Annotated in this window: 11 protein-coding genes; 7 read left to right on the top strand and 4 right to left on the bottom strand. The window is 63.0% G+C overall.

Annotated features, from left to right (window positions below; translation table 11 throughout):
• Positions 1–15 precede the first annotated feature (15 nt).
• Together AC1DYJ_RS12925 and AC1DYJ_RS12920 are read left to right on the top strand one after the other, a co-directional pair.
• Positions 16–525, top strand: a complete 510-nt coding sequence (locus AC1DYJ_RS12925; protein ID WP_477281329.1) for a hypothetical protein — start codon at positions 16–18, stop codon at positions 523–525.
• 1122 nt (positions 526–1647) lie between these two features.
• Complete coding sequence (locus AC1DYJ_RS12920; RefSeq protein ID WP_477281328.1) at positions 1648–1854, top strand: hypothetical protein; 207 nt, start codon at positions 1648–1650, stop codon at positions 1852–1854.
• 67 nt (positions 1855–1921) lie between these two features.
• Here the strand turns inward: AC1DYJ_RS12920 and AC1DYJ_RS12915 are convergent, their stop codons facing one another.
• A complete protein-coding gene (locus tag AC1DYJ_RS12915; protein ID WP_477281326.1) occupies positions 1922–2896 on the bottom strand; it encodes an ATP-grasp fold amidoligase family protein in 975 nt (324 codons plus the stop codon).
• A 289-nt stretch (positions 2897–3185) separates the two neighbouring features.
• Here AC1DYJ_RS12915 and AC1DYJ_RS12910 point away from each other — a divergent pair, with 289 nt between their 5' ends.
• Positions 3186–4634 (top strand): aromatic amino acid ammonia-lyase, encoded by a 1449-nt coding sequence (locus AC1DYJ_RS12910; protein ID WP_477426097.1) that lies wholly within the window; start codon positions 3186–3188, stop codon positions 4632–4634.
• Positions 4635–4652: 18 nt separating this feature from the next.
• Here the strand turns inward: AC1DYJ_RS12910 and AC1DYJ_RS12905 are convergent, their stop codons facing one another.
• Positions 4653–5231 (bottom strand): NUDIX domain-containing protein, encoded by a 579-nt coding sequence (locus AC1DYJ_RS12905; RefSeq protein ID WP_477281322.1) that lies wholly within the window; start codon positions 5229–5231, stop codon positions 4653–4655.
• A 145-nt stretch (positions 5232–5376) separates the two neighbouring features.
• Here AC1DYJ_RS12905 and AC1DYJ_RS12900 point away from each other — a divergent pair, with 145 nt between their 5' ends.
• The 4 genes from AC1DYJ_RS12900 (at position 5377) to AC1DYJ_RS12885 (ending at position 7547) form a co-directional block, all read left to right on the top strand.
• Positions 5377–6474 (top strand): NADH:flavin oxidoreductase/NADH oxidase, encoded by a 1098-nt coding sequence (locus AC1DYJ_RS12900; protein ID WP_477281320.1) that lies wholly within the window; start codon positions 5377–5379, stop codon positions 6472–6474.
• A gap of 124 nt (positions 6475–6598) precedes the next feature.
• The gene (locus AC1DYJ_RS12895; RefSeq protein WP_477281318.1) at positions 6599–6913 is read left to right on the top strand and encodes an SH3 domain-containing protein; all 315 of its coding nucleotides are present in this window, start codon (positions 6599–6601) and stop codon (positions 6911–6913) included.
• A gap of 73 nt (positions 6914–6986) precedes the next feature.
• A complete protein-coding gene (locus AC1DYJ_RS12890) occupies positions 6987–7265 on the top strand; it encodes a DUF982 domain-containing protein (protein WP_477281745.1) in 279 nt (92 codons plus the stop codon).
• A 42-nt stretch (positions 7266–7307) separates the two neighbouring features.
• Positions 7308–7547 carry a DUF2188 domain-containing protein gene (locus tag AC1DYJ_RS12885; RefSeq protein WP_097575240.1) on the top strand — a complete coding sequence of 80 codons (240 nt, stop codon included), beginning with the start codon at positions 7308–7310 and terminating at the stop codon, positions 7545–7547.
• A gap of 75 nt (positions 7548–7622) precedes the next feature.
• Here AC1DYJ_RS12885 and AC1DYJ_RS12880 read toward each other — a convergent pair whose 3' ends face one another.
• Both AC1DYJ_RS12880 and AC1DYJ_RS12875 read right to left on the bottom strand, forming a co-directional pair.
• Positions 7623–7892 carry a hypothetical protein gene (locus AC1DYJ_RS12880; RefSeq protein WP_477281315.1) on the bottom strand — a complete coding sequence of 90 codons (270 nt, stop codon included), beginning with the start codon at positions 7890–7892 and terminating at the stop codon, positions 7623–7625.
• 98 nt (positions 7893–7990) lie between these two features.
• A complete protein-coding gene (locus AC1DYJ_RS12875; RefSeq protein WP_477281313.1) occupies positions 7991–8959 on the bottom strand; it encodes an alpha/beta fold hydrolase in 969 nt (322 codons plus the stop codon).
• Between the last annotated feature and the right edge of the window lie 103 nt (positions 8960–9062).

Below are 9062 nucleotides of genomic sequence, written 5' to 3'. Positions count from 1 at the left end.
CCGGCTAAGCCGCCTGTGTCAGTCGTCACCGCCGCCTTCGCCACCACCCTCGCCACCGCTGCCACCACCCTCGCCACCGCCACCCTCGCCACCAGCATGCTCACCGCTCTGGTGCTCGCCATTCTGATGCTCGCCGTTATGGTGCTCGCCGGCCTGGTGCTTACCGCTGTCATCATCGGAATCCTCGCCCTGGTCGTCGCCACCCTTTTGCGCGCCGGCGGCGGCATCGTCGTCATTCTGGTGGCCATTGCTGGCGTCGGTTTCGACCGCATCATCATGGTCGCCGGCAGCGGCAACCTGGTCATCATCGCTTGGCGCGGTGACTGTTGTCGCTCCAGCGTGATCGGAGAACTGACCTGCGAATGCATTCGCTGTCATGAAAATGCCCAGCGCACCGACAGAAGTCGCTATCAGCAAGGGAAGCTTTTGCATCGTTTTCTCCAACAGTCGGCTTACCAGCCATGTGACGGTTCCGGCTTTTATCGTTGGAGGCAGATTACAGTGCGCTTAAACGCAAAGGATTAATTTTAGCGACTGCTAATTTTGATCGACCCTTTGGCGATCTCGCACAAGGACTCAACGCCTAGGATCTCGGGAAGGCTCAGCCAGCGGTAGGCCGGCCCGTCAGGGCTTTTTATCGCCGTTTGGATTTGGCGCCGGCGCCTCGCGCACATCTCGCGGTGGCGGGTCGACATGTTGAGGAACTGGCGATGCGTCCTCGTCTGGACGGACAGGCGTCTTTCTCGGACTGGGCCTCGGCGGCGGATCTTTGAGTTTGGGGCGCATGCCTAGAGAACCGACATAGCCACTCTCTTGTTCCCAGGCACGCTCTGATATTTTAGCAACCGCGAAACAAAGCCCCCGTTCCCGCGTTGAGATTTCGTCAACATGGGGAGAAACGCGAAAATGGATCCGGCAACTGCCGCAATGATGGTTCTGCTGTCGTGCAGCCCAGGCCAGGCTGTCTGCAAACCGCTCGATACGTCACCGGCCATGATGTTCGCATCCCTTGACGAATGCCAGGTTGCATTAGCCAACAGGCTCGCAGGCGCCCCCAACGGCGAGATCGTCGGGCGATGCAGTCCGGTCGACCCAACCACTACGGGCTCCCTTCCTGCCGGATATAGGACGGTCATCGTCACGCGGGGCGTAGGGGCGAATGCGGAGAGCAGTCGCTACATCGTGCCGCACAAAGACTGAATCCCAACCCCAGCCCCCTTGATGCAGCGCCGGTTTCGCCCGACAATAGGGAACGATTTCGCCCGCTATGTGTTAGGAGCTCATGAATCCCGCGAACCCCGGACCCAGAATGGCAGCCGATCCTCTGACGAGGCAGCTCGCCGATGCCCAGCAGCAGCGCATCAGGCAAACCGAGCTTGCGCTTGTACTCAGCGAGAGAATGGTGGCTGAGAACCTCGCTTTGTCCAGCAGGATACGATCTGCGCGGCAGCGGGTCGTAAAGTCCGAAGGGCTTCTGACGAAAATCGACCCCACAGCCCTGAACCAGTTCGCACAATAATCGCGCTCCACCGCGGAATGTGCGGGAGAGGTTGTTCGCGGCCTTGAGCGGCCAATACGCCGCAGGAACCAAAGCTTTCGGCAGGGGTTGGTGTTGCGAAGGGACCGCAACCCAAAGGAAGCGGAACAATGGACCTGATGAACCTGGAACTGGCCAGGGCACGACAGAGCGTCGGCCGGGCAAAGCTGGATCTCGAACGCGCTGAAAACCTGCTCGATGAAGACGGCGGCGTTGCCCTGAACCTCGCCTTGTGCTGCCGAATCCGGTATGCGCAACGGCGCGTGATCGAGGCGAAGAAGCGGCTCACCAAGATCGATCCCGGCAGGACAAATTGACCGACCCTGAATCCCGAAATCGCGAGAAGTGGCTCATCGATCGCCAGGTGCGACCGGCAGCTGCGCATCAGTTGATGTCGAGATAGCCGGCGGCAACGAGCATTGCCTTGTATCGTTGGGCAAATCGGCTGGGCAAACGGCTGAGATAGCCTGAGGCGCCAATATCCCAATGCGCGCCCAGTTCGCGGTCGAAGGCAGCCGGGTCGAATTGCAGCAGCCCGCTGCGCGGATAGATGGTGAATTCTCCGAAGATCGGCTCCCCCTGTTCCTCGTAGAAGTCGACACGCACCATGTCGAACTCGCGGCCAAGCGCCTCGGCAGCCTCGATCATCCGGCCGAGGCTTTTTGGCGGAGGAATTTCCAGGCTCGAGTCGATCGCGCCCTGGACGATGTTCAGCGGGCGCCAGTCGCGATCCAGGTGGCCGGTATTCTTGACGGTGGACCGGAAGGCGACGACGACGATGTATTCGACGCGGCCGGCCAGCACGCAGAGCTTGTAGTCGACCGGGTCATAATCCTGGTCCTTGCCGACCAGCGCTTCGACGAAAACCCGCCGCTCGATGTGCGCATAGCTGCGTTCAAGCTTGCGGGCGCCATAGGTCTGAGCAAGATGTCCCGTCATCTCGGCAATGATCGCTTCCCGGTCGGCGCTTGCCGGATCGCGAACGATGACGTTCATGGCGCAACCGTGATTGCATTTGACGGCGTAGGGAATTTTCAGGTCATCGAAGGGGATCTGGCGTGGGTCGTCGCCCCGCCACAACACCTCCGGGATGGCGAGCCAGGGAAGCTGCTCGCGGACGATTTCCTTGGACTTGAGCTTGTCGAGAAGACCGACAAAGCGAGGATCGTCATCGAAAATCTTGCGCCAGTGGATCTTCTCCGTGAAGGTCACAGGGGCCGCGAAATTCGGCAGATGCCGCATCCGCTCGAGGAAACGCTGGGTCAACCGGCGGTAGCGGACAAGCAGCGCGGCGTTCAGCAACAGGAGAGATGCTCGCGCGCTGCTTCGCTTCAGCCATGCCTTTGCGCCACGCGCCATTCCGGTGTCCTTACAACTTGCGGACGACTAGGCGACCGGGATTCACGGGTCAAGCCCCGATCACGCATCCACCGAAACGCGGCCGCGGCTGTGCTGGACAGCGGGGTAGAGTTTCGGGTGCCGGATCAGCATTTTGTTTCCCACGACGTCGCTGCAGTCGCATCAATCGCCGGTTCCATCGCCATTATGCATGGCGGTTGTGCGGTACGGAGCCGAGAGCAAGTTTCTCAGCCGCCTCCGCGCGACCCAACCGCGCTTGCGCATCCGCAGCGCTCTTTCGGAACGACCAATGACAGTAACGATCGACAAAAACGCAAGCTGGCGCGACATCGCGCAGGTGAGCGAAGGCGAATCCCTGGCGCTGAGCGAAGCAGCATGGGAGCGGATCGCTTTTGCGAACCAGCTCGTCGCTTCCATCGTCGAAAAAGGCATCCGCGCCTATGGCGTCAATACCGGGGTCGGCGCACTGGCAAGCAAGGTGGTGGCGCCTGCCCTGCACAAGAAGCTGTCGCGCAACATCATTCGCAGCCACGCATGCGGCGTCGGCGACCTGGTGCCGAGACGCGGCGTGCGCGCCATCATTGCCGCCCAGGTGGCGAATTTCGCGCATGGCCATTCGGGTGTAAGCCCCAAAATCGTCCGCAATCTGCTCACCTTTATCGAGCGCGACTGCGTTCCCGACGTGCCATCCAGGGGATCGGCCGGGTATCTGACGCACAACGCGCATGTGGCCCTGGTCTTGATCGGTGAAGGCAGCGCAACCGTGGCGGGTCGCTCGATGAGCGGATTGGAAGCGCTTGCTGAAATGGGTCTGGAGCCCGTGGAGCTCGGCGCAAAAGAAGGCTTGAGCCTCGTCAATGGCACGGCGTGCGCGACCGGCCTGATCAGCATCGCCGTGCAGCGCGCCGAGCGCTTGCTGGGATGGGCCGACGCGGCGGCGGCTTTGACGCTTGAAGCCGCGGGCGCACAAATGCCGGCCTTTGGCGAAGCCATCCTGGCGATGCGGCCCTCGCCCGGCATTCAGGATGTGGGCAAATCGCTGCGCGGCTGGCTTCACGGCAGCGCGCTTATCGCGCTTGCCCATGGCACTCGCACGCAGGACGCACTCAGTCTTCGCGCCGTGCCGCATGTTCATGGTGCCGCCCGCGAGGTGTTGGACCGGTCCGCTGAGCTGGTCGACCGTGAACTGGCTGCCGTCACCGACAACCCCGCTGTGTTCGGGACGTTGAACGATCCTCAGGTTGTCTCGGAGGCGCATGCGGTGGCGCCGGCGCTCGGGCAGGCCGCCGACGGTCTGACCATTGCTTTGGCGCAGGTGGCCGGCATGAGCGAGCGTCGCATCGACCGTCTCGTCAATCCTCTGGTCAACAATCTGCCGGCCTTCCTTGCCGATGAGGACGGCAGCAATTCCGGCTTCATGATTGCCCAGTACACCGCGACGTCGCTGAGCAACGTCAATCGGCGCCTGGCCGCACCGGCGGCGACCGACGGCGGCGTCACATCCGGGCTGCAAGAGGATTTTCTGGCGCATCCAACGGTGGCAGCCAACAAGCTGCTCGCCGTGATCGACAACGCCGAATACATTTTGGCGATCGAGCTCATGGCCGCCGCGCAGGCCCATGATTTTCTGGCGGAGCGCGGTGCGCGTGCACCCGGCACCGACACCATCTACCGCATGGTCCGGGACAATATCGCGCACTATTCCGACGATCGGCCTCGCGTTTTCGACTCGCCCTGACCTTAATCTCAACACACCTTAGGCCTTCATCGGGTACAGTTTCAGGTGCTGGATCAGGATGATCGTCTTGGCGTCGATGATGCGACCGTCGGCGATGCCGGCCAGCGCCTCGTCGAGCGGCATCTCGAGAACCTCGATGTCCTCGCCCTCTTCCGGTGCGCCGCCGCCGGCCGAGATGCGGTCGGCGGGTGAGTAGCGCGCCACGAAGAACCACAGCCGTTCGGTCACGCTGCCCGGGCTCATATAGGGCGAAAACAGCCGTTCGATGTTCTTCAGGTGATAGCCGAGCTCTTCCTCGGCCTCCTTGAGGATGGCGGTTTCGGGATCGTTTTCGTCGAGCAGGCCGGCGCAGGCCTCGATCAGCGGTTCGCGGTGGCCGGTGACATAGGCGGGGTAGCGGAACTGCCGCACCAGCAGCACCGTCTGGCGCTCGGGATCGAAAGGCAGGATCACGGCGCCGTCGCCGCGATCGTAGGTCTGGCGGATCTGCGTCTCCCACTGGCCGTCGCGCCGGCGATAGTCGAGGACGGTCTTCTTAAGGACTGCCCAGTCATCGGACAGGACTTCCTCCGAGCGGATACGGATGCGATCTTCCATGACGAACTCCATGCTGTCGGCGCCATGGCGTAACCGCGAACTGTTTTGCGCGCAACCGAAACGGCGAAGCTTTCACTGCCTCGTGTCTGGTGCCGGCAACTGCCAGCGCCTACATAGCTCAAGCCCCCGTCCCCGGAGTTTTTTGATGACCGCAGCGCTTTTCCAGCCGATCACCCTCGACGGCCTGACCTTCCCGAACCGCATTGCGGTGGCGCCGATGTGCCAATATTCCGCCGACGACGGCTCGGCCAGCGACTGGCACCTCTATCACTGGATGAACCTGGCCATGTCGGGCGCCGGCATGGTCACCGTCGAGATGACCGACGTCGAACGGCGCGGCCGCATCACCCATGGCTGCCACGGCCTCTATAACGACGACAACGAAGCCGCCGCCCGGCGCACGCTGGATGCCGCCAGGCGCGTCGCTGCTCCGGAGACGAAATTCGGCATCCAGCTCGCCCATGCCGGGCGCAAGGCGTCCAACAGAAAGCCTTGGGAAGGCGGCGGTCCATTGCAGCCGGGTGAGGATCCCTGGCAGACCGTCTCGGCCTCGGCTGTTCCCTACGACACCGGCTGGAACGTGCCGCATGCGCTGGAGGAGGATGAAATCCTGCAGCTCGTCGAACGCTTCGCTCAAGCCGCAAGACGGGCCGAGCGCGCCGGCTTCGACTTCCTCGAACTGCACGCCGCACACGGCTACCTGATCTTCCAGTTCCTGTCGCCGCTTTCCAACCAGCGCACCGACCGCTGGGGCGGCTCGCTGGAAAACCGCATGCGTTTCCTGCTCGAAATCGTCAAGGCGGTGCGCAAGGCGGTTCCCAAGCTGATGCTGGGCACGCGCCTGTCGGTGAAAGAATGGGTCGATGGCGGTTTCGAGGTCGAGGACGCGATCGAGGTGGCCAAGGCGCTGAAAGCGCTGGGCATTGCCTATCTCTGCTGCTCGAGCGGCGGCAATTCGCCCTTGCAGAAGCTGCCGACCGGCCCCGGCTACCAGGTGCATCTGGCGGAAGCGGTGCGCAAGGGCGCCGGCATTCCGACGCGGGCTGTCGGCCTGATCGACGATCCCGCCCAGGCCGAGGCTATCGTCGCCGACGGCCGCGCCGATATGGTGGCGCTGGCCCGCGCCTTCCTCGCCGATCCGCGCTGGGGCTGGCGCGCCGCCGCCACCTTTGGCGAGACAATCCATCCGGCGCCGCAGCTCGCCCGCTCGGTAACGACGATGCAGCACTGGATGAAGGACTGAGCGGCCTGCACCGTCGGCTGCGCAAAAACGCATTTGCTGGACAGGCAGCCGAAGCTTCGCTTTAATCCACTCGCACATTCCCCTGGGGCAAGGCCGCCTTGGCGGCCGGGTTGGGAGCAAAGTCATGGCATCAAGGGCAATCTATCCCGCGGCCGCCGCTCTGGTGGTCGCGCTGTCGTTCGCCGCGCCGTCTCCGGTTGGGGCGCAATATTGCGAGGGCACGGTGCACGGCCTGTCCAGACACTACGATCTGGATACGGGCAGCGGCTTCCTCGCCGTGCGGACGCGGCCGAGTTCGTCGTCGCGCATGATCGGCCAACTGTTCAACGGCGATCACACCGAAATCTTCGACCGCCGCGGCAACTGGTACCAGATCGACTTCAAGGGCCGGACCGGCTGGGCCAACGCGCGCTGGCTGCGCAACGACTGCGGCTACTGAGAGGCCGCTGAGACGTTTGGGCGCAGGGTGATTGCCACTTTTGCAACCAAATTGGCTGCTTTGCGTTGCGGCCATCATGGATAGCAAACCTTTTGAAACGCCCGTCGTGGTCGAACTCGGCCATGTCGGCAAATATCGCCAGATCCGCAGCACCCAGGAAGCAGCGGAGTGTCTGATGACGGTCTGGCCGCTCAATCGCGGCCCGCGCCATCGTGATGCTCTCGACACTTGCCTCAAAGTGCTGGAAGGTTATCGTTCGACGGCCGATGCACGCAGGGCTTTGATCGAAGCGGCCAAGGAATCGGAAGTGCTGGTTCCCGAAGACCGGCTGCCCGACGCCAAATTGCATTGACGAACCGGCTGCATCGAACGAACGGACGAACCGGAGGATTTCATGGCGAAGCTGACTTACAAGATCGTCGAGCATGACGGGGGCTGGGCCTACAAGGTCGGTTCGACATTCTCGGAAACATTCCCAAGCCACCAGGACGCGCTGCGCGCCGCCGAGATTGCCTCGGCCGAGCAGCAGGTCGCCGGCACTACGGACGGCATCCAGTATGAGGATGCCGACGGCAAGTGGCACGACGAACTGGCCGACGGCCGCGATCGGCCGCAAACGGAAGTTTCCGACTGATCATTTACTCCGCCCGCTGCCGGCCGTGGATGCCTTTTTTGGGCATCCTGCCGGTCAGTCGAAACAGCGGCTCGATCACTTGCCGCAATATTGATCGTTCACGTTAGGCCTCACATTTCCGTAGGGTCCTGCAGGGTCGGAGGCGCACGGGCCGCCGGCACCGCCATTGGCCTGACCGCTGGCATTGATGCTGCCGGTGGTGCTGTGGTCGACGGTCGAGGACTGCTCGTTGCCGAACGGCCACCAGCTGCGATGGTTGGAAGAGGTGCCGTCGGATGACTCGGCCATCGCCGATGTGGCAAGACCGATCGTCAGAACGGATGCCGCGAAAAGTTTCCTGTACATTGAATTACTCCGTATCTGCCGCCTTGGGTGCGACACGGGAGTAAACCCGGACATCCGCCGAATGGTTCAGTGAAATTGTCGTGAGGCCGCGGTGATGCCTATGGCAAAAATGCCCGCTCGGCGATGCGCTTGATGAAGGCGATGACGCGGTCCGGTTCGGCAAATTGCGGCATGTGGCCAAGGCCGTCGACCATCTCGAAATCCAGCCCGCCGATCCTGTCCTTCATCGGCTCGCCGTGGATGCGCATATCGATGACGCGATCGGCGGTGCCGAAGAAAATGCCGGCCGGCATGGCGATCTCGCCGTAGCGCTGCTCGATGCGGGCAAGATCCTCTTCGACTGCCACGAAATCGGTGGAGGTCGCATGGAAATGGGTTGGCCGCAGCCCGAGCCAGCCGCCGCCATTGACCATATAGTCGGTGGGAACCCCCTGCGGCGAAAAGATGAACTCCAGGGTCTGCCGCGCATATCTGAGACTGGTTGGGGTCGCGATGGTATAGGCCATGATCCCGCGCCAAAGCCGCGAACGGATATAGAGCAGGCCCGCCTTTTCGCGCGCACCGGCTTCCAGATGCGTCAATGGCGCCAGCAAGGCGATGCCGGAAATCGCTTCGGGGTGTTCCACCGCCAGGGTCAGCGTGACGGCCCCGCCCAGCGAGTGACCGACCACAAGCGGCCTTTCCAGTCCGAGCGTTTCGATGAAACGCCTGACGATCTCGGCCTGCTCAGGCAAGCGGCCGGTGGCGCCCCTCGCCCGCACCGAATAGCCCGATCCCGGCCGGTCGAGCGCGATCAGCCGGTAACCTGGACCGAAGCGATTGAACAGCGTGTGCCGGAACTGGTGGAGCTGGGCGCCAAGTCCGTGCACGAACACGATCGGCCGCCCCTTGCCCGTTTCGACATAGTGGATGCGGTTGCCGTCAATATCGACGAATTTTCCGCTGGCCGGCACCAGTCTTTCGGCCTTGGCTGCGATCCACAGCGTTGCCGCCACCAGGCAGGCGACGATGACGAGAGCCAGCAGGAGCAGACCGCCAAGCAGCCACAGCAGAATCGATACCAGCATGTTTCACCCGGGAGCGGACCGGCGCGCACCATCACCCACTGCCAGGCGCACGGCAAGGCAGGTGGCGGCTTCTGCCGGCATTGCCGCCCGTCGCATGTCGCGC

The sequence above is a fragment of the Mesorhizobium sp. P2_B11 genome (assembly GCF_056404855.1).
The sequence above is the reverse complement of the archived record's forward strand: the minus strand, read 5'-3'. Positions and strand labels throughout refer to the sequence as shown.

Coding starts and splice junctions, on each gene's coding strand:
- AC1DYJ_RS12920 (WP_477281328.1), top strand. CDS start 1,648: ATGGACCTGATGAACCTGGAACTGGCCAGGGCACGACAGAGCGTCGGC.
- AC1DYJ_RS12915 (WP_477281326.1), bottom strand. CDS start 2,896: ATGGCGCGTGGCGCAAAGGCATGGCTGAAGCGAAGCAGCGCGCGAGCA.
- AC1DYJ_RS12910 (WP_477426097.1), top strand. CDS start 3,186: ATGACAGTAACGATCGACAAAAACGCAAGCTGGCGCGACATCGCGCAG.
- AC1DYJ_RS12905 (WP_477281322.1), bottom strand. CDS start 5,231: ATGGAAGATCGCATCCGTATCCGCTCGGAGGAAGTCCTGTCCGATGAC.
- AC1DYJ_RS12900 (WP_477281320.1), top strand. CDS start 5,377: ATGACCGCAGCGCTTTTCCAGCCGATCACCCTCGACGGCCTGACCTTC.
- AC1DYJ_RS12895 (WP_477281318.1), top strand. CDS start 6,599: ATGGCATCAAGGGCAATCTATCCCGCGGCCGCCGCTCTGGTGGTCGCG.
- AC1DYJ_RS12885 (WP_097575240.1), top strand. CDS start 7,308: ATGGCGAAGCTGACTTACAAGATCGTCGAGCATGACGGGGGCTGGGCC.
- AC1DYJ_RS12880 (WP_477281315.1), bottom strand. CDS start 7,892: ATGTACAGGAAACTTTTCGCGGCATCCGTTCTGACGATCGGTCTTGCC.
- AC1DYJ_RS12875 (WP_477281313.1), bottom strand. CDS start 8,959: ATGCTGGTATCGATTCTGCTGTGGCTGCTTGGCGGTCTGCTCCTGCTG.